The organism is Pseudomonas sp. 273, assembly GCF_029201425.1.
GTDB lineage: Bacteria > Pseudomonadota > Gammaproteobacteria > Pseudomonadales > Pseudomonadaceae > Pseudomonas > Pseudomonas delhiensis.
Genome location: NZ_CP116775.1, coordinates 1320392 through 1338893, shown reverse-complemented (window position 1 = coordinate 1338893; position 18502 = coordinate 1320392). Strand labels below are relative to the sequence as shown.

General features: G+C 68.8%; 15 protein-coding genes and 1 pseudogene. 5 read left to right on the top strand and 11 right to left on the bottom strand.

Annotated features, from left to right (window positions below; all coding sequences use genetic code 11):
- Positions 1-45 precede the first annotated feature (45 nt).
- Together PKO50_RS06560 and PKO50_RS06555 are read left to right on the top strand one after the other, a co-directional pair.
- Complete coding sequence (locus PKO50_RS06560; protein ID WP_089393024.1) at positions 46-387, top strand: tRNA-binding protein; 342 nt, start codon at positions 46-48, stop codon at positions 385-387.
- 66 nt (positions 388-453) lie between these two features.
- Positions 454-1301 (top strand): annotated as a pseudogene (locus PKO50_RS06555) (DMT family transporter).
- Positions 1302-1755: 454 nt separating this feature from the next.
- Here the strand turns inward: PKO50_RS06555 and PKO50_RS06550 are convergent.
- The 3 genes from PKO50_RS06550 to PKO50_RS06540 all read right to left on the bottom strand — a co-directional run bounded on the left by PKO50_RS06550 (position 1756) and on the right by PKO50_RS06540 (position 3792).
- The gene (locus tag PKO50_RS06550) at positions 1756-2241 is read right to left on the bottom strand and encodes a hypothetical protein (RefSeq protein WP_275629168.1); all 486 of its coding nucleotides are present in this window, start codon (positions 2239-2241) and stop codon (positions 1756-1758) included.
- A 161-nt stretch (positions 2242-2402) separates the two neighbouring features.
- Positions 2403-3401, bottom strand: coding sequence for an ADP-glyceromanno-heptose 6-epimerase (gene rfaD, locus PKO50_RS06545; RefSeq protein ID WP_275629167.1), 999 nt, complete (start codon positions 3399-3401; stop codon positions 2403-2405).
- Positions 3402-3507: 106 nt separating this feature from the next.
- The gene (locus PKO50_RS06540; RefSeq protein WP_009620440.1) at positions 3508-3792 is read right to left on the bottom strand and encodes a SelT/SelW/SelH family protein; all 285 of its coding nucleotides are present in this window, start codon (positions 3790-3792) and stop codon (positions 3508-3510) included.
- A gap of 65 nt (positions 3793-3857) precedes the next feature.
- On the opposite strand from PKO50_RS06540, the gene PKO50_RS06535 reads away from it, so the two are divergent.
- Positions 3858-6044, top strand: a complete 2187-nt coding sequence (locus PKO50_RS06535) for a patatin-like phospholipase family protein (RefSeq protein ID WP_109936433.1) — start codon at positions 3858-3860, stop codon at positions 6042-6044.
- A gap of 779 nt (positions 6045-6823) precedes the next feature.
- Here PKO50_RS06535 and PKO50_RS06530 read toward each other — a convergent pair.
- The 6 genes from PKO50_RS06530 to recQ form a co-directional block, all read right to left on the bottom strand.
- Positions 6824-8911, bottom strand: a complete 2088-nt coding sequence (locus PKO50_RS06530) for a FimV/HubP family polar landmark protein (RefSeq protein WP_275629166.1) — start codon at positions 8909-8911, stop codon at positions 6824-6826.
- A gap of 281 nt (positions 8912-9192) precedes the next feature.
- Complete coding sequence (slyA, locus tag PKO50_RS06525; protein ID WP_109932667.1) at positions 9193-9627, bottom strand: transcriptional regulator SlyA; 435 nt, start codon at positions 9625-9627, stop codon at positions 9193-9195.
- 94 nt (positions 9628-9721) lie between these two features.
- Positions 9722-10738 carry a DUF2804 domain-containing protein gene (locus PKO50_RS06520; RefSeq protein WP_275629165.1) on the bottom strand — a complete coding sequence of 339 codons (1017 nt, stop codon included), beginning with the start codon at positions 10736-10738 and terminating at the stop codon, positions 9722-9724.
- A gap of 94 nt (positions 10739-10832) precedes the next feature.
- Positions 10833-11990 carry a GGDEF domain-containing protein gene (locus PKO50_RS06515; RefSeq protein WP_275629164.1) on the bottom strand — a complete coding sequence of 386 codons (1158 nt, stop codon included), beginning with the start codon at positions 11988-11990 and terminating at the stop codon, positions 10833-10835.
- A gap of 34 nt (positions 11991-12024) precedes the next feature.
- Positions 12025-12309, bottom strand: a complete 285-nt coding sequence (locus PKO50_RS06510) for a hypothetical protein (protein ID WP_109932672.1) — start codon at positions 12307-12309, stop codon at positions 12025-12027.
- An 85-nt stretch (positions 12310-12394) separates the two neighbouring features.
- Positions 12395-14539, bottom strand: a complete 2145-nt coding sequence (recQ, locus tag PKO50_RS06505) for a DNA helicase RecQ (protein WP_109932674.1) — start codon at positions 14537-14539, stop codon at positions 12395-12397.
- Between the two features lie 843 nt (positions 14540-15382).
- Here recQ and PKO50_RS06500 point away from each other — a divergent pair.
- Both PKO50_RS06500 and PKO50_RS06495 read left to right on the top strand, forming a co-directional pair.
- Positions 15383-15970: a YecA family protein gene (locus tag PKO50_RS06500; RefSeq protein ID WP_089393041.1), complete on the top strand. Its 588-nt coding sequence runs from the start codon at positions 15383-15385 to the stop codon at positions 15968-15970.
- A 9-nt stretch (positions 15971-15979) separates the two neighbouring features.
- A complete protein-coding gene (locus tag PKO50_RS06495; RefSeq protein ID WP_109933610.1) occupies positions 15980-16381 on the top strand; it encodes a YbaN family protein in 402 nt (133 codons plus the stop codon).
- A 3-nt stretch (positions 16382-16384) separates the two neighbouring features.
- Here the strand turns inward: PKO50_RS06495 and PKO50_RS06490 are convergent, their stop codons facing one another.
- Both PKO50_RS06490 and PKO50_RS06485 read right to left on the bottom strand, forming a co-directional pair.
- Positions 16385-17803 carry a heavy metal sensor histidine kinase gene (locus tag PKO50_RS06490; RefSeq protein ID WP_275629163.1) on the bottom strand — a complete coding sequence of 473 codons (1419 nt, stop codon included), beginning with the start codon at positions 17801-17803 and terminating at the stop codon, positions 16385-16387.
- The gene (locus PKO50_RS06485; protein ID WP_275629162.1) at positions 17800-18492 is read right to left on the bottom strand and encodes a heavy metal response regulator transcription factor; all 693 of its coding nucleotides are present in this window, start codon (positions 18490-18492) and stop codon (positions 17800-17802) included. Before PKO50_RS06485 ends, PKO50_RS06490 begins: the two co-directional genes overlap by 4 nt.
- Between the last annotated feature and the right edge of the window lie 10 nt (positions 18493-18502).

The following is an 18502-nucleotide window of genomic DNA, read 5'->3' as shown; positions in this document are numbered from 1 at the left end:
GCCCCGCCACGCCCTAGACTGCCGCCATCATCAAGGAGATCAGCGATGTCGGCAGACACCATCGAGTGGCAGGACTTCGAGCGCGTCGAACTGCGCGTGGGCACCATCGTCCACGCCGAACCCAACGTGAAGGCGCGCAAGCCGGCGTACATTCTCCAGGTCGACCTCGGCCCGCTGGGGCTGAAGACCTCCAGCGCGCAGGTCACCGCGCACTACGCCATCGAGGAACTGCTCGGGCGCCAGGTCCTGTGCGTCTGCAACTTCGCCCCCAAGTCCATCGCCGGGGTGCGCTCCGAGGTGCTGGTGACCGGCGCCTACGACAGCGACGACAAGGTGGTGCTGGCCGGCTTCGACAAGCCGCTGCCCAACGGCGCGCGCCTGGCCTGAGGCCTTCCATCGCCAGGCGACTGGCTCCCCGGCATCCACGATAGAGAAGCAATGCGCGTTCCCCGACTGACACCCCGCTCGGCCCTGGTGGGCCTGCACGTAGGCGCCCTGATGTTCGGCCTGAGCGGCATCTTCGGCAAACTCATCCTCGCCGCCCCGCTGGTGATCGTCTTCGGCCGCGCGCTGTTCGGCCTGTTGGCCCTGGGCGGCGCCTTCGCCGGGCACCTGGCCGCGCAACCGCGGCCGGGCCTGCGCCAGGCCGCCGCGCTGGCCGGCAGCGGGCTGCTGCTGTGCGCCCACTGGCTGACCTTCTTCCTGGCGGTGAAGGTGGGCAACGTCGCCGTGGCCACCCTCGGCTTCGCCAGTTTCCCGGCCTTCACCGTGCTGCTGGAAGGGCTGCTGTTCCGCGAGCGCATCCGCCGCGCCGAGTACCTGGTGGTGGGCCTGGTGTGCCTGGGCCTGGTGCTGGTGACGCCGAACCTGGACTTCAGCCAGGGCGCCACCGCCGGGCTGTTCTGGGGCATCGCCTCGGGCCTGCTGTTCGCCCTGCTGTCGCTGGCCAACCGCGCCAGCGTGCGCGGGCTGGACCCGATCCTCTCGGCCTTCGCCCAGAACCTCACCATCGTCCTGTGCCTGGCGCCGCTGGCCGTGTTCGAGCTGCCCGCGGTGCGCGCGCTGGACTGGCTGTGGCTGGTGCTGCTGGGGGGCTGTGCACGGGGGTGGCGCACAGCCTGTTCGTCGCCAGCCTGCAGTTGATCAAGGCACGCACCGCGGCGGTGATCTTCGCCCTGGAGCCGGTCTACGGCATCGCCTTCGCCGCCGTGCTGTTCGGCGAACAGCCGAGCCTGCGCATGCTGGCCGGCGGCGCGCTGATCATCTTCGCCACCTTCCTCAGCGCGCGCAGCGCAACCTAGAGCACATGACGCCCACGGCGTTATGCGCCGGATCGCGGACAGAGTCCTACCCCGCCACCGCTGTCCCACCTGTAGGAGCGCGCCCTGCGCGCGATTCGCGGGCAGGGCCCGCTCCTACAATGGGGCGAGATGGGAGACGCGAATTTCGATCCAGTCACTCCCGCGAACGACAGAGCCCAAAAGACAGTTGCTCCTACATTCCAGGGAAGCACGGGTGTAGGACTCCGTCCGCGATTGGACTCACCGGCCACGCCAGACCGCCCCAGTGGCACGGCCTTGGACCTGCTCTTCGTAGGAGCAAGCTTGCTCGCGAACCATCATTCCCAGCGCAAATAAGAAGGCCGCCTCGCAGCATGCGTAACCCGACTCCTTGCCCCGGGGAGGGATTGCCAAGGACTCACCGCACGATTGCCTGCGAAGCGGCCTGTTCGGTCCGGCCTAGGGGCCGGTTGTTTCAGTTGATGCTGTAGCCGCGCCCGTTCAGGCAGGCGCCCAGCGCCCGCCGGTAGGTGTCCGCCACGCCCGGTGCCGGCGCCTGGCTGGCCGCGGCCGGGTCGAAGCCGCTCTGGCCCACGGCCCAGGTGTGGCACTCGTAGCGGTCGCGGCTCTGCTGGTCGGGGGTCTGCCCGCGCGCCGGGTAGGCGATCACGTCATAGCTCACACCAGCCGGGGCCTGCTGCACCGCCGGTGGCGGCTCCACCACCACGTACTGACGGCGATCGGCATTCCACAGGTAGTAGGTACCCGCGGCCACGAAGTAGAGCGCACTGCCGATCCACAGCGACCGCGCGTAATCCGGCAGGCCATGGCCATGCCCGGGGCCCGGACCCCAACCATGCCCCGGGCCGGGACCATAACCGGGCGGCCCGGCCACGGCGGCGGCCGACAGGCTCAGCGCCAGGGCAGCGGCGATCGACTTGAGCACGGCTTGTGACGACATATTGATTGCACCTCCGGACACGGGCGCCCGAGCACCCGCCTTTCATGGTGCCTATCATCGCTCGTCCGGGGCCTGTCGGTTGTCAGCGCTTGGTAAAGACTGGGTAAAACAACCGATACATCCGCACGAATGGAAGGCTCTCATGCGAAGAGCTCGGCTGCTCAGGCCGTTTCCTGCTCCAGCAACCAGCGGCAGTAGCGCTCGACGCCCTCCGCCACGCCCAGCATCGGCGCCCGGTAGCCGGCCTCGCGCAGGAAGGCGATGTCGGCGCAGGTGTAGCACTGGTACTTGCCGCGCAGGCCGTCGGGGAAGTCGATGTATTCCAATAGCCCCTGGGCGATGGCCTGCTGCAGGCTGAGCGGCGGCAGGTCCTGCTGCGCGCGCAGGCTGTTGATCACCGCCAGGGCCACGTCGTTGAACGGCTGCGCGCGGCCGCTGCCGAGGTTGAAGATGCCGCTGCGGCCGGGGTTGTCGAGGAAGTGCAGGTTGACCCGGGCCACGTCCTCCACCGAGACGAAGTCGCGCAGGTGGCCGCCGGCCGGGTAGTCGCCGTATTCGCCGAACAGTTGCACCTTGCCGCTGGCGCGAAACTGCTCGAAGCAGTGGAAGGCCACCGAGGCCATGCGCCCCTTGTGCTGCTCGCGCGGGCCATAGACGTTGAAGTAGCGCAGCCCGACGACCTGGCTGCGCGCCTGCGGCAGGGCGCGGCGCACGCGCTGGTCGAAGAGGAACTTGGAATAGCCGTAGGCGTTCAGCGGCCGCTCGTATTCGCGCAGCTCGCGGAAGTCGCGCCCGCCGCCGTAGACCGCCGCCGAGGAGGCGTAGAGGAAGGGCACGCCCAGCTTCAGGCTGGCCTCCAGCAGGTCGCAGCTGTAGCGGTAGTTGTTATCCATCAGGTAGCGCCCGTCGCCCTCCAGGGTGCTGGAGCAGGCGCCCTGGTGGAGCAGCGCGCGGACCACGCCGAAGCCGCCGCGGGCGTAGCGTTCGACGAAGTCGCGCTTGTCCAGGTAGTCGGCGATGTCGCAGTCGGCGAGGTTGTGGAATTTGTCGCCTTCGGTCAGGTCGTCGACCGCGATGATGTCGGACTCACCCCGCAGGTTCAGCGCCTTGACGAGGTTGCTGCCGATGAAGCCGGCGGCGCCGGTGACGATGATGCTCATGTGGGAACACTCCCCAGCGGAGAATGAAGTGCCCACAGGCTATTCCCGGCAGGGCCGGCGGCCGTTGATACAAGGCAAGGAATGTTAGCTTGCTAACGAAGTGCCATCAGGGCCGGTCGTTGTGCCCCAGGTCACGCTGCGGGTCGATGCGGTCGCGCACCCGCTGCTTGAGCACCTTGGCCTCGGGGAAGCCGCCATCGGCCTTGCGCTCCCAGATCTGCTCGCCGTCGCAGGTGATGCGGAACACCCCGCCGGTGCCGGGCTCCAGGCTCACCCGGGCGAGGTCGTCGGCGAAGGTGCTGAGCAGTTCCTGGGCCAGCCAGGCGGCGCGCAGCAGCCACTGGCACTGGGTGCAATAGGTGATGACGATTTCCGCTCTGGGCTGGCTCATGGCGTCCGGGCTCCTGCTCTGGGATGCCTATAATAGCCGCCTGGAAGCCCCATCGGACCCGCCCAATGCGCCGCCTGCTGTTCGCCCTCCTGCTGCTCCTTCCGCTGTCCACCCTCGCCGCCGGGCACCCGCCGAAGATCGGCCTGGTGCTGTCCGGCGGCGCCGCCCGCGGCCTGGCCCACATCGGCGTGCTCAAGGCCCTGGACGAACAGGGCATCCACATCGACGCCATCGCCGGGACCAGCATGGGCGCGGTGGTCGGCGGGCTCTACGCCGCCGGCTACACGCCCAGGGAACTGGAGCGCATCGCCCTCGGCCTGGACTGGCAGCAAGCGCTGTCCGATTCGCCGCCGCGGGTGGACGTACCCTTCCGGCGCAAGCAGGACGACCGCGACTTCCTGGTCAAGCAGAAGCTCAGCTTCCGCGACGACGGCTCCCTCGGCCTGCCCCTGGGCGCCATCCAGGGGCAGAACCTGACCATGCTCCTGGAGAGCCTGCTGGTGCACACCAGCGGCACCCGCGACTTCGACAGGCTGGCCATCCCCTTCCGCGCCGTGGCCACCGACATCTCCACCGGCGAGAAGGTGGTGTTCGACCACGGCCACCTGCCCCAGGCGATCCGCGCCAGCATGTCGATCCCGGCGGTGTTCGCCCCGGTGGAGTACGACGGCAAGCTGCTGGTGGACGGCGGCATGGTCGACAACATCCCGGTGGACGTGGCGCGCAGGATGGGCGTCGACCTGGTCATCGTGGTCGACATCGGCAACCCGCTGCTCGAACGCAAGCAGCTGACCACGGTGGTCGACATGCTCAACCAGTCGGTCACCCTGATGACACGCAAGAACTCCGAGGCACAGCTGGCCACCCTGAAGCCCGACGACGTGCTCATCCAGCCGCCGCTCAGCGGCTACAGCTCCACCGACTTCGGCCGCGTGCCGCAGCTGATCGACGCCGGCTACCGCGCCACCAGCATCCTCGCCACGCGCCTGGCGGCCCTGCGCAAGCCCCGCGACCAGGAAGCCGTGGCCCTGGCCGAGGCGCGCACGCCCGACGAGCGCACGCCGGTGATCGGCAGCATCCGCGTGGAGAACGACTCCAAGGTCGGCGACGAGGTGATCCGCCACTACATCCGCCAGCCGCTGGGCCAGCCGCTGGACCTGGAACGTCTGCAGAGCGACATGAGCACCCTCTACGGCCTGGACTACTTCGACCAGGTGCAGTACCGGGTGGTCCGCGAGAAGGACGGCAACGCCCTGGTCATCCACGCCCTGGGCAAGCGCAGCGGCACCGACTACCTGCGCCTGGGCCTGAACCTGTCGGACGACCTGCGCGGCGACAGCACCTTCAACGTCGGCGCCAGCTACCGCGTCAACGGCATCAACCGCCTCGGCGCGGAATGGCTGACGCGCCTGCAGATCGGCGACCAGCAGGAGCTCTACAGCGAGTTCTACCAGCCGCTGGACGCCGGCTCGCGCTACTTCGTGGCGCCCTACGTGTTCAACGAGGCGCGCAACGTCGAGGCCACCGACAACGACGACCCCATCGCCGAGTACCGCCTGGAACGCTACGGCTACGGCCTCAACCTCGGCCGGCAGATCGCCAACAACGGCGAGATCCGCCTGGGCGTGGCCCAGGCCTTCGGCAAGGCCGACGTGCGCGTGGGCCAGCGGGACCTGCCGGACTTCCACTTCAACGAAGGCTACGCCGAGCTGAAGTACTCCTTCGACACCATGGACAACGTCGACTTCCCCCGCGAGGGCGAGGACATCCAGGCCGGCTACCGCGAGCACACGCCGTCGCTGGGCGACGACGACCGCTACCGCCAGTGGGAACTGCGCCTGGACAAGGCGCTGAGCAGCGGGCCGAACACCTGGGTGCTGGGCGGCGGCTACGGGCGCACCCTGGACGACGCCGACGTGGTGGTGTCGAGCTTCCTGCTCGGCGGCGCGCGCGAGCTCTCCGGCTTCCGCCAGGACGCCCTGGCCGGGCAGAACTACAGCCTCGGCCGGGTGATCTACTACCGGCGCATGACCGAGCGCTCCTTCCTGCCCCTGGACTTCCCCTTCTACCTCGGCGGCAGCCTGGAGCGCGGCCGGGTGTGGAACAACGACAACAGCTACGACACCGGCTACATCAACGCCATGAGCATCATGCTGGGCTTCGAGACGCCGCTGGGGCCGCTGTCGTTCAGCTACGGCCTGAACGACGCCGACGAGCATGCGGTGTACCTGAACCTGGGGCGCAACTTCTGACGGCATCCGCCGTTATCCTCGGGTACCGGTGTCCGGGCCGGCGGCGGATAACCGCGAACGGTTATTCGCCCTACGCACCGATGTTTCTCTGGAAAACGCTCTTGTAGGAGCGAGCTTGCTCGCGAACCCTGGCTCCCCGTGTTCGCGAGAACCCAATTGGCTTGGGGGCTTGGTGTAACGCGCCGCTCCGAGTGCTCGGATGTCTCTCGTTTCGCCCCCTCGGGCGAGTCACTTCTTTCAAACGCCAAAGAAGTAACCAAGAAGGCTTGCCCCGACATACGGGCCCGATAAAGCCGGGCTACCCTCGCGAATTCCCCCGCCACGGAGGCCCGCCCCGAGGGTACGTCCCTGTAGCCCATCGGGGCTCTCGCGACATCCATGTCGCATGACCTCCTGAGCGCCGGTTTCGCTCGGCCTTCTGAAGGGGCGTTCCGGTGCGCTCGGTTGTTTCGCTGGAAACCCGTAGGGCGCATAACGCCTACGGCGTTATCCGCCATAATCGCGGACAGAGTCCGCTCCTACAGTTCCAGGGAAGCACGGTCGTAGGAGCAACTGTCTTGCGGCCCGTGCCGAAATGCTCTTCGTAGGAGCGAGCTTGCTCGCGAATAAACCCCGCTGCGGAGTCCGTTCGCGAGCAAGCTCGCTCCTACAGGTTGCCGGAAGGCGTGGCATTTCCCTGTAGGAGCGGACTTTGTCCGCGATCACCGGCAGGGCACGCTGCGGATTGCCGGCATGAAAAAGCCCGGCACAGGGCCGGGCTCCAGGTGACTCAGGATGCCTCAGGCAATCCGCGCCAGCAGCTCGCGGGCTTCTTCCTGTTCCTGCTTGTCGCCTTCCTGCAGCACCTGTTCGAGGATCCGGTAGGCCTCGTCGAGGTCGCCGCGGTCGATGCAGGCGCGGGCTCGGTCGAGGCTGGCCAGCAGCTTGTCCTGCTCGCCGCCGGCCCGGCTCGGCAGGCCGAAGGCGCCGGCCTGCTCGTCGTCCAGGTCGAACTCGGTGACCTCTGGCAGCTCGCGCAGGTTGCTGCGGAAGTCCTTCAGGAGGTCTTCGGTGTCGTCCTTGCCGCCCTTGGCAGAAGAGCCCTTGGGCGAATCGAAGGCGTCCAGGCTGTTCCAGTCCAGGTCCAGGGACAGTTCGCCGAGGTTCAGATCGGCGGTGTCGCCCAGCGGTGGCTGTGCCGGCGCGGGGTGCTCGCCGACGTCGCCCAGCTCCAGGCCTTCCCACTCGCCGAGGCCGTCGCTGATGGCCTGCTCGTCGTCACGCTCGAGCATGGCGGGGTAGCGGGCCTTGAGCTGGTCGATCTGCTTCTGGTCGCCGCCCATCGCCTGCAGCGCCCTCTCCTGCTCGCGGAAACCGGCCAGGTCGCCGAGTTCGGCGAGCACCAGCAGCAGCTTCAGGCGCAGGTCGCGGCGCTGTGGCTCGGCGGCGACGGATTTGCTCAGCATGTCGCGGGCCTGGCCGAAGCGGCCGTAGGCGATGTAGATGTTCGCCCCTTCCAGGCTGTCGCTGCTGGCGGCCGGCAAGCGGGCCAGGGAGGCTTCGTTGGCGCCGGCCAGCGGCGCGACGGCAGAAGCCACCACCGGTTTGGCCGGCTCTACCGGGCGGGCCGGCGCCAGCGGCGGCAGGCTGGCGGCCTCGGCTTGCAGCTGCGGCGGCTCGTCGTCGGGCTTGCGCCGCCGGCTGTAGACCAGGCCCAGCGCCAACACCAGGGCTGCCAGGGCGGCCCAGGGCCAGTAGCGGGTCAGGACGGTGCCTTCCTCATCCACCGCGGCGGGCGCCTGGGGCGCCGGCTTGGCGGCTTCGGCTGCCGGTGCGGCGGCAGTGGGGGCTGGGGCAGGCGCTGCCGCCGGGGCGGCGGGGGTGGCCTCCGCGGCCGGGGCACTGGCGGGGGCAGCCGCTTGTTCGGCCTGGCGCTGCGCCAGTTCGGCCTGCAGCGCCTGCACCTGCTGGTCGCGGCTTTCCAGGGCTTTCTGCAGGGTGTCGAGCTGCTGCTGCAGGGTGTCCATGCGCTGGTTCAGGCGCTCGCGCTCGGCGGTCAGGCCCGCCAGCTCGTCCTGCGCCTGGCCCACGGCCGCTTCGCTCGGCGCCGGCGCGGCAGGCGTGGCGCCGGTCGGTGCACTGGCGGCAGCGGTATTCGTGGCAACCGCCGGCGCGGCCTGGCCGGCGGGCAGCACCAGTGGGTAACCGAGGCGCAGGCGGTGCGGGTTGCCGCCGATGAACGCCTGCGGGTTCAGTTGCTGCAGTTGGGCCATCAGTTCCTGGCGGGCGGCGCCCTTGGCGCCCAGGCGCCCGGAGATGCTCCACAGGGTGTCGCCCGCGGCGGTGGTGTAGCGCCCCTCGCCCGCGGCGATGGGCGCGCTCGGCGCAGGTGCCGGGCGCGGCGCCGCGCTGCGCTTGGCCGGGCGGCTGGCCGCCGGCCCGCTGTCGGCGCCGCGTGCGGGGGTGCCCTGGGCATAGGTGCCGCCGGTGTAGCCCGGCGGGTCGATCAGCAGCGTGTACTCGCGCAGCAGGCGACCGTTGGGGCGCTCCAGCTCGAGGAGGAAGTTCAGGTAGGGCTCGTGGATCGGCTGGGTGGACACCACGTGGATGTAGCCGCGGCCGTTGCGGATCACCGGGGTGAAGCGCAGGTTCTGCAGGAAGGTGGTGCGGTCCACGCCCATGCGCTCGAAGGTCGCCACGTCGGCCAGGCGGGCGATGAGTTCGTCGCTGCCCAGGTCACCGGGCTGCAGCAGCTCGATCTCCGCATCCAGCGGCTGGTTCAGCGCCGAGTGCAGGGTGATGTCCCCGAGCCCCAACGCGTGGGCCTGGGAAGTCATGAGAGCCGAGAGAACGGCCATTGCCAGCGGCAAGCGAGTGAGTCGAGCCATAGGTCCCATCCCAGTTGTGTCCAGGTCTGCAGGCCATCCGTGACCCAGCGGTGCAGTCGGTCATGCTGTCCATGCAATATAGACGCCCATCCGGAGCGTGGGGTTGCCGGGCGATGCCATGGCGGCCCGTTGCCATCACGATTAGATACAGGCCCGTTCTAGGTCAAGACAATTCGTCGGAAAGCTGGCGAAATGCCTGAATGCACCCCTGAATGAATGACGGCCCCCGCAGGAGCCGTCAGAAGTTTGGCAATTCTACTCGAAAAAGTGTGAAGAATCGCTCAGTTCTTTTCCAGGTTGGAGAGGATGCGGGAGAGGAGTTTCTGACAAGTTGCAATGTCCGCCTCGTCGATGCCGGCCAGGACGTCGTTGCGCACGCTGGCGGCGATGCTCTCGATGTCGGCGATCAGCACGTCGGCCTTGGGCGTCAGGCAGATGCGCTTGGCGCGGCGGTCCTCGGCCACCGCCTGGCGGCGCACCAGGCCCTGGGCTTCGAGGCCGTCGAGCAGGCGCGCCAGGGTCGGGCCCTCGACGCCGACCGATTGCGCGAGTTCGCGCTGGGTGGGGATGCCGGAATTGCGCGCCAGGTGCAGGAGCACCAGCCAGCGGGCCTGGGAAAGCCCCAGGTGGCTGAGGCGGCGGTCGAGTTCGGCGCGCCATGCACGCGAGGCCTGGGCCAGCTGGGTGCCGAAGTAGTGCTTGTCTTTATCTGTCATTGTGCTGTAGCAGTTTCAGGCTAATTGATTTGGCTAATTATTAGTCGGCTAATCAAGGCCGTACAATGACATTTTGTCGCAGGGCTTTGCCAGTTCACCATTTGGCGTACTGGTCCTCGACGAACCCCCAGAGATCGTCGATGACCACCGGCGCACACCCATGGGGGCGCAGCTCGCCGCGGAAGCGCCCGAAGATCTGCTTGAAGTTGCTCGCCAGCAGGCCCAGGTTCAGGCGCTCGCGGTGCAGGCCGCGGGCCTCGAAGGCCAGGTCCACCTGGCCGTCGAAGGAGCTGATGCGCCAGAGCCCCAGTTCCTGGTCGCGGTCGAACGCGAAGCGCACGCTGTCGACCTTGCACAGTTCGCCGTCGAGCCAGAAGCAGTTCTCGGTGAAGCTGGTCTCGTTGACCCCGCACGACAGGTTCAGCCCCACCCGCCGGCCCTGCGCCTCGCCGGACAGGCAGGCCCAGTTCCAGAAGGTCTCGCGGCGCATGTAGCCGGCCGACCAGTCGTGGTGGGCGAAGGCGTCGATGGCGCCCAGGTCGAAGTCGCCCAGCGCGCTGCGCACCTGGCCCTCGCAGCGCACCCCGGCGACCTTGCGCGCGTACACCCAGCCGTTCACCGCCGTGGGCGTGCACAGGCTCATGGGCTGGAAGGCCGGCTGCTGTTCATCGAAGCTCGCATCGATGCGCGTGCCGTCGTCCAGCTCCACCAGCAGGCGCTTGCGCAGCGGCCCGGCGGCGTTCTCCAGGCGCAGCTGGTTGCGCCCCTGGCGCAGCTCGCAGGCGCCGTCGTCCGGGCGTTGCGAGAAGTGCGTGCCGATGCCCAGCGGGCACTTGAAGCGGCGTTCGAGCATGCGCCCGCTGCGCGGCTCGTAGAGGTAGACGAAGCCGACGGCCACCAGGCTCAGCTCGGCCAGGGCGCAGCCGCCGATCAGCTGCGGGCTGATCAGGCCGAAGTACTGGAACTGGTGGAAGTTGCGCCACTTGCTCAGCGCCCCCAGCTTGCGCCCCATGGGCGAGCGGTAGTCGAAGTCGCGGTGGTTGATGGCCTGCGGGGTTTCGGCGAACACCCCGTAGTGGGGCTGGCCGTTGGCCTGGATCAGTCGCTCCATGGGGAAACGCTCGGCTGCGGGGTCGGCGGCATCCTAGCACCGGCGTGCCAGGGCACGCAGTCACCGGCGGCGCCAGGGCGAGGGACCGAATGGGTCAGGCCACCACCTGGTTGCGGCCGAACGCCTTGGCTTCGTAGAGGGCGCGGTCGGCATGGGCGTAGATCGCCTGCAGGGCCGAGGGCGCGCCGGGCTGCAGGCAGGAGACGCCGATGGACAGCGTCACCTCCGCCGCCGTGCTCGAATCCTCGTGGCTGATGCCCAGGTCCTGCACCGCCTGGCGCAGCACCTCGGCGCGCTGCCGGGCCTCGTCCAGGTCGGTGCCGTAGAGCAGCACGGCGAACTCCTCGCCGCCCAGGCGCACGGCCATGTCCAGCGGCCGCCGCGCGCTGGCCGCCAGCGCCGCGCCTATGCTGCGCAGCACCTCGTCGCCGGCCTGGTGGCCGTAGCGGTCGTTGTAGGCCTTGAAGTGGTCGACGTCGCAGAGCAGCAGCGACAGCGGCGTGCCATCGCGCTGGGCCTGGCGCCACAGGCGCTCCAGCTGGCGGTCGAAGCTGCGCCTGTTGTGCAGGCCGGTCAGGGCGTCGTGGTCGGCCATCTGGCGCATCAGCCGGCTGATCAGGAAGTGCTCGCGGGACTTGTACTCCAGCAGGTAGCAGCCCACCGCGCCGACCAGGTTGCCCAGCAGCAGGAACACCAGGTTGTTCAGCAGCTTGGCCGGCGCCAGGCCGGCGTACAGCTCGCAGCCCAGGTAGGCCAGGAGGATCAGCGAGGCCGAGCCCAGCGCCTCGGAAAAACGCAGGCCGACCAGGAAGTAGGCGGCCATGCTCACCAGCAGCAGGCCCTCGTAGGGGTAGCCCGGGTCGACGCGGTGGGCGATGCCCACCACCACGGCGGCGCCGATGCCCACGGCGAGTATGCAGGCGATGCTCAACGGCACCATCAGCCGCACGAAGCGGCGCTGCAGGATCAGCCCGCCGCAGATCACCAGCAGCACCAGCACCGCGCCGCGCACGGCGAGCAGGTCCCAGTGCTGCGGGGCGGGGATCAGCAGCAGGTCGATGGCCGCCAGCGCCAGCCAGGCCAGCACCGCGAAGCCCAGGGCGCTGCACTTGAGGGCGAAGTTGTCTTCCAGCAGGTAGGCGCGGTACTCGCCCTCCAGCGGCGCGTCGAAGCGCAGGCGGCGGAAGCCGCGGGCGAGCTGTTCGGCATAGGGGTTGGCGCGCACGTCGTCGAGCCAGGCATGGTGGGGCACGTTCGCCTCTTCTGGTGGAGGTCTTGGCCACACCTTAGCCGTTAGCGACGCGCGTCACAAGTTTGTCGCTTTCCTGCGCCATTTCCTTGTCAGCTATCACAGGGCCATCACCGCTTCCACGAGCGGCGAGCCGGAGGGGCGGCGCGCTCGCCTGCGGCGTTCTTTCCGCCGTCAGCAGCAACAGCAGGATTTCGCACAGGGCGACGAAGCCCAGCCCGCGCAGCAGCGCAGCCGGCCCTGCGCGCCCTTCCGGAAGCTCCAGGGCGAGCAACCCGCACAAGCCGGCGAGCACCACGGGTACGGCAACCAGACGCCACATGGCAACGATTCCTCCCTTCCTTAGTACGTCCAGCTTGCAAGCCGCCGCCGTACGGGGAAATGGGACGAATCCGAAAGCCCTTCTCTCAGACTTCCAGTTCGGTCTGCAGCGCGGCGCGCACGCAATGCAGCACGCCCTGCGGCACGCGGCCCTCGAAGCGCTCGGCCAGAGCCGCCACCGGCGGCAACTCGCCCTCCTCGTCGAGGAAGGCGTCCTGCACTTCGGCAAGCAGCTCCTCGGGCAGGTCCAGGGCCTGTTCCAGGCTCAGCTGCTGCGCGGCGATGGCCTCGGCCAGCAGGTTGTAGACGTTCTTCTCGGTGCAGTCGAGCTGGCGGGCGATCTGCGCCGGGGTCATGCCGGCGCGGGCCAGGCTGACCAGTTCGTGGCTGAGGTCGACCACCGGCGCCGGCGTGGCGGGCGCCGCCTCGGATTCGGTGAGCACGTCGAGGAAGGCCTGGCCGTAGCGCTCCAGCTTGCGCGCGCCGACGCCGCTGACCTGGGCCATGGCGGTGAGCGTGGTCGGCTGGCTGCGCAGCATTTCCAGCAGGGTGGCGTCGGGGAAGATGACGTAGGGCGGCACCGAATGCTCCTGCGCCAGCTTGCGCCGCAGGGTGCGCAGGGCCTCCCACATCTCGCGCTCTTCCTGGCGCACCAACTGGCTGGCCGGGCTGGCGCCGCCGGAGGACGAGGACTTGCTGCGCTGCGGCTTGGGATCGCGGCGCAGGGCCAGCGTCTCCTCGCCACGCAGCAGCGGGCGGCAGGCTTCGGTCAGGCGCAAGCCGTTGAAGCCGTCGACGTCCACATCGGCGAAGCCACGGGCGACCAACTGGCGGAACAGCGTGCGCCACTCCTCCTCACCGCGCGCCTTGCCGATGCCGAACACCGCAAGGTGCTGGTGCCCGACGCTGCGTACCTTCTCGGTCTCCTTGCCGAGGAGGATGTCCACCAGATGGCCTACGCCGTAGCGCTGGCCGCTGCGGTAGATCGCCGACAGGGCTTGGCGCGCGGGTTCGGTGGCGTCCCAGGTTTCCACCCCATCGACGCAGATGTCGCAATGCCCACAAGGGTTGGGCATCACCTCGTCGAAGTAGGCCAGCAGCGCCTGGCGCCGGCAGCGGGTCTCCTCGCACAGCGCCAGCATGGCTTCGAGCTTGTGCCGCTCCACTCGCTTGTGGCGCTCGTCGCCCTCGGAGTTCTGCATCATCTGCCGCAGCAGCAGCACGTCCTGCAGGCCGTAGGCCATCCAGGCGTCCGCCGGCAGGCCGTCACGGCCGGCGCGGCCGGTTTCCTGGTAGTAGGCCTCGAGGCTCTTGGGCAGGTCGAGGTGGGCGACGAAACGCACGTTGGGCTTGTCGATGCCCATGCCGAAGGCGATGGTCGCGACCATGATCAGGCCTTCCTCGTTGAGGAAGCGCTTCTGGTTGAAGGCGCGCAACTCGTTGGACAGCCCGGCGTGGTAAGGCAGCGCCGGGAAGCCCTGGTTGGAAAGGAACTCGGCGACTTCCTCGACTTTCTTGCGCGACAGGCAGTAGACGATGCCGGCATCGCCACGGCGCTCGGTGAGGAAGCCGAGCAGCTGCTTGCGCGGCTGCTCCTTGGGCACGATGCGGTAGAAGATGTTCGGCCGGTCGAAGCTGGAGAGGAACTGCTCGGCGTTCTGCAGGTGCAGGCGCTGGATCATCTCCTCGCGGGTGCGCATGTCCGCGGTGGCGGTCAGGGCGATGCGCGGCACGTGCGGGAACAGCTCGGCGAGCTGGCCCAGCTGCAGGTATTCGGGGCGGAAGTCGTGGCCCCACTGCGATACGCAGTGCGCCTCGTCGATGGCGAACAGGCCGACGTTCAGGCGCTGCAGGAAGTCCAGCATGCGCGGCTGCACCAGGCGTTCCGGGGCCAGGTAGAGCAGCTTGATCTCGCCACGCTGCAGGCGCGCGGCGATGTCCCGCTGCGCCTCGGGGCTGAGCGAGGAATTCAGCGCGGCGACCGGCACGCCCAGCTCGTCGAGGGTGGCGACCTGGTCTTCCATCAGGGCGATCAGCGGCGAGACCACCACGGTCAGGCCCTCGCGCAGCAGCGCGGGCACCTGGAAACACAGCGACTTGCCGCCGCCGGTGGGCATCAGCACCAGCGCGTCGCCGCCACTGGCCACGCGTTCGATGATGCGCGCCTGGTTGCCGCGGAAGGCGTCGTAGCCGAATACGTCTTTGAGGATGCGCTGGGCCTGGTCGAGCATGGGGGACTCCGTTTCGAGCCGGGCATTATACGCAAGCGGGGCGATGGGGGTGGGTCAGCCGTCGCAACGGACGAGGATGACGGATGCGAAGGGGCATGATCGCGGACGGAGTCTGCTCCTGCGGGAAGACGGTATGCCGTGCCTGCCAGCAACCTGTAGGAGCGGGCCCTGCCCGCGATTTCGCGCGCAGGGCGCGCTCCTACAATGGGAATGGCGCGGGTGGGGCGGCGCAGGAGCAACTGTCTTGCAGCCCGCGCCGAAATGCTCTTCGTAGGAGCGAGCTTGCTCGCGAATAAACCCCGCTGCGGAGTCCGTTCGCGAGCAAGCTCGCTCCTACGAAAAGCAAAAGCGCTTTTGCTCTGGCGTTTGGACTTCCAGAGAAACAACCGAGCGCACCGGAACGCCCCTTCAGAAGGCCGAGCGAAACCGGCGCTCAGGAGGTCATGCGACATGGATGTCGCTAGAGCCCCGATCAGCACAGGGACGTGCTGTCGGGGCGGGCCTCCGTGGCGGGGGAATTCGTGAGGGTAGCCCGGCTCCATCGGGCCCGTATGCGGGGCAAGCCTTTTTGGTTACTTTTGTGGCGATTGACAAAAGTGACTCGCCCGAGGGGGCGAAACGAGAGACATCAACGCACTCGGAGCGGCGCGTTACACCAGACCCCAAAGCTATTGGCTTCCCGCGTTCGCGGGAATAACCAGGTTACAAGAACCAGGCGTCCCCTCGCTCCTACGAAAAGCCAGGGAAAAGCCCGACGGCCACCGCCCGCCAAGCCCCGTGGCTGGCCCGCGGGCCGCGGAAAGACTACAATTCAGGCCCGCATCCCCGCCGAGGTAGTAACCGATGTCCTTCGCCGACCAACTGGCCCGCCTGCAAGCCTTTCTCGATGCCGATGACCTGCACGAGGAAGCCTTGGACTATGTCGCGGCCCACGGCTACCTGACCGCCTTGGCGATCTGCCCCGACCAGGTGCCCGACCGCGAGTGGATCGACGCGCTCTTCGCCGAGCCGCCGCACTACCGCAGCGACGCCGAGCGCGAGGAAATCGAGGGCTCCCTGCTGCTGCTCAAGGCGCACATCACCCGCCAGCTGGCCAGCGACGAAGAGCTGGAGCTGCCCTGTGAGCCCTATCTGGGCGACGAGCCGGACGATTCCGATATCCGCGGCTGGTGCATCGGCTTCATGGAAGGCGTGTTCCTGCGCGAGGCCGTGTGGTTCGAGCAGGCCGAGGAAGAGGTCAGCGAGCTGCTGCTGCCGATCATGGTCGGTTCCGGGCTGTTCGACGAGCAGCCGGAGTTCGACGAGATCGCCCGCGACCGCCACCTGGTGGACGACATGGTCGCGCAGATCCCGGAACTGCTGACCAACCTGTTCCTGCTCTGCCAGGCCCCGGAAGAAAAACCGGCGCTGCTCAAGCCCCGCCAACACTGATCCGGCGCTATGGCAGCGCGGGAAATCCGCCATAGCCGCCACGCCTGGGTGCGCTACCTGCTGCTGGCCGTCGGCTGGCTCAGCGTGGCGCTCGGCGTGGCCGGGATCTTCCTGCCGCTGCTGCCCACTACGCCCTTCCTGCTGCTCGCCGCGGCCTGCTTCATGCGCAGCTCGCAGCGCTTCTACGACTGGCTGGTGAGCCACCCCAGGCTGGGCCCCTGGATCAGCGACTACCTCGAAGGCAACGGCATCCCGCTCAAGGGCAAGCTCTACACGGTGGGACTGATGTGGATCAGCATCGGCTTCTCCTGCTACCTGGTCCCGCACCTCTGGGCCCGCGTGTTCATGCTGAGCAGCGCGGTGCTGGTCAGCCTGTACATCCTGCTGAAGGTGAAGACCCGCCGCATCTGAGGCTCAGGCCGGCAGCGGCTCCCCGCCGCCCTCCCCGTCCGGCCCCGGTGGCGCCGGCACGGCGACCACGCTGAAGCCGAAGGTGTTCACCCCCGCCTCGCTGCGCACGAAGACGTTGCCGCCGTGCATGCTCGCCACCGCCTTGACGATGGACAGGCCCAGGCCGTGGCTGCTCCGGCTGTTGGCCCGCGCCGCGTCGACGCGGTAGAAGCGCTCGAACAGCCGGGCGCGCTCCTCCTCGCCGATGGCCGCGCCGGGATTGCTCACCTCCACCCGCGCCGTACCGCCCTCGCCGCTCAGGCGCACCTCGATGCGCCCGCCCGGCGCGGTGTGCTGGGCAGCGTTGTACAGCAGGTTGGTCACCGCGCGCTGGAACAGGGCGCGCTCGACGCTGGCGCGGGCCTCGCCGTGCAGCGCCACGCTGACGCCCTGCTCGTCGAAGATCACCTCGAGGAAGTCCAGGGTGTTGCCCACTTCGGCGCGCAGCGAGGTCTCCACCCGCTCGGCGGCCAGGCTGCCCTGGTCGACGCGGGCGAGGAACAGCATGTCGTTGACGATGGCGCTCAGGCGCTCCAGCTCTTCCAGGTTGGACTGCAGCACCTCTTCGTAGTCCCCGGCGCTGCGCTCGCGGGACAGCGCCACCTGGCTCTGGCCGATCAGGTTGGCCAGGGGCGTGCGCAGTTCGTGGGCCACATCGGCGTTGAACGATTCCAGGCGCAGGTAGGCTTGCTCCAGGCGGTCCAGCGCTTCGTTGAAGGCCTGGGCCAGGGCCGACAGCTCGGCCGGCAGGTGCTCCGGGCGCAAGCGCTGGGACAGCTGCTTCGGGCTGATCTGCCGCGCCTCGTCGCTCAGCCGGTGCAGCGGCCGCAGGCCGACGCGGGCGATCCAGTGGCCGCACAGCGAGGCCAGGGCGATGCCCAGCGTCGACAGGCCGAACAGCGCCACCAGGGTGGCCTGGCGGGCGTGCTGGAAGGCCACGCTGTCGATGGCGGTGAGCAGCACCAGCGCCGGGCGCTCGCCGCTGGCCGGCAGGCGGCCGACGCGGGTGGACAGCGGCGAGCCGTGCTCCGGCAACTCCAGCTCGCCGTAGCCGCTGCCGGCGGCCAGCAGGCGGCGCACCGGCTCGCTGGCCTGGCCGTAGCGCAGGTTCGCATCGTCGCTGTCGATCCAGAAACGGATCAGCTCGTACTCCTGGCTCAGGGTGTTCAGCTTGCCCTGCAGGTGCGGCCAGCGCTGCACCAGGTCGGGCTTGTCGAGCATGCGCGCGACCATGTTGAAGCGGGTGTCCAGCTCAGAGCGCTGCAGGCGCTCGATCTGCCGGTCGAGCACGCAGTACAGCGCCGAGCCGATGAGCAGGAAGGCGCCCAGCGCGGCGATGGCGAACATGCCGGCCAGGCGGGCGGACAGCGACAGGCCCTTCATCCGCCACCCTCCTGGCCGGCGCGGCTCTCCAGCACGTAGCCCATGCCGCGGATGGTGTGCAGCAGCTTGGTCTCGAAGGGCCCGTCGAGCTTGGCGCGCAGGCGCTTGATGGCGACCTCGACGACGTTGGTGTCGGTGTCGAAGTTGATGTCCCAGACCAGCTCGGCGATGGCGGTCTTGGAAAGGATTTCGCCGCTGCGCTGGGCCAGCACGCAGAGCAGCGCGTATTCCTTGGCGGTCAGCTCCAGGCGCGTGGCGCCGCGGAACACGCGGCGGCTGACCAGGTCGATGGACAGGTCGGCGATGCGCATCTGGGTGGCGCTCTCCAGGTGCGCGCCGCGGCGCGTCAGGGCCTGCAGGCGGGCCACCAGTTCGAGGAAGGAGAACGGCTTGATCAGGTAGTCGTCGGCGCCCTCGCGCAGGCCGCGCACGCGGTCCTCCACGCGCTCGCGGGCGGTGAGCATGATCACCGGCGTCTGCCGCCGCTCGCGCAGGGCGCGCAGCACGCCGTAGCCGTCGATGCCGGGGAGCATCACGTCCAGCACTATCACGTCGTACTCGCCGTTGAGCGCCAGGTGCCTGCCGTCGATGCCGTCGGCCGCCACGTCCACGGTGAAGCCCTGCTCGCTGAGGCCGCGCTGCAGGTAGTCCGCGGTCTTGCTCTCGTCTTCGACTATCAGTACGCGCATGCCCGGCCTC

Coding starts and splice junctions, on each gene's coding strand:
- PKO50_RS06560 (WP_089393024.1), top strand. CDS start 46: ATGTCGGCAGACACCATCGAGTGGCAGGACTTCGAGCGCGTCGAACTG.
- PKO50_RS06550 (WP_275629168.1), bottom strand. CDS start 2,241: ATGTCGTCACAAGCCGTGCTCAAGTCGATCGCCGCTGCCCTGGCGCTG.
- rfaD (WP_275629167.1), bottom strand. CDS start 3,401: ATGAGCATCATCGTCACCGGCGCCGCCGGCTTCATCGGCAGCAACCTC.
- PKO50_RS06540 (WP_009620440.1), bottom strand. CDS start 3,792: ATGAGCCAGCCCAGAGCGGAAATCGTCATCACCTATTGCACCCAGTGC.
- PKO50_RS06535 (WP_109936433.1), top strand. CDS start 3,858: ATGCGCCGCCTGCTGTTCGCCCTCCTGCTGCTCCTTCCGCTGTCCACC.
- PKO50_RS06530 (WP_275629166.1), bottom strand. CDS start 8,911: ATGGCTCGACTCACTCGCTTGCCGCTGGCAATGGCCGTTCTCTCGGCT.
- slyA (WP_109932667.1), bottom strand. CDS start 9,627: ATGACAGATAAAGACAAGCACTACTTCGGCACCCAGCTGGCCCAGGCC.
- PKO50_RS06520 (WP_275629165.1), bottom strand. CDS start 10,738: ATGGAGCGACTGATCCAGGCCAACGGCCAGCCCCACTACGGGGTGTTC.
- PKO50_RS06510 (WP_109932672.1), bottom strand. CDS start 12,309: ATGTGGCGTCTGGTTGCCGTACCCGTGGTGCTCGCCGGCTTGTGCGGG.
- recQ (WP_109932674.1), bottom strand. CDS start 14,539: ATGCTCGACCAGGCCCAGCGCATCCTCAAAGACGTATTCGGCTACGAC.
- PKO50_RS06500 (WP_089393041.1), top strand. CDS start 15,383: ATGTCCTTCGCCGACCAACTGGCCCGCCTGCAAGCCTTTCTCGATGCC.
- PKO50_RS06495 (WP_109933610.1), top strand. CDS start 15,980: ATGGCAGCGCGGGAAATCCGCCATAGCCGCCACGCCTGGGTGCGCTAC.
- PKO50_RS06490 (WP_275629163.1), bottom strand. CDS start 17,803: ATGAAGGGCCTGTCGCTGTCCGCCCGCCTGGCCGGCATGTTCGCCATC.
- PKO50_RS06485 (WP_275629162.1), bottom strand. CDS start 18,492: ATGCGCGTACTGATAGTCGAAGACGAGAGCAAGACCGCGGACTACCTG.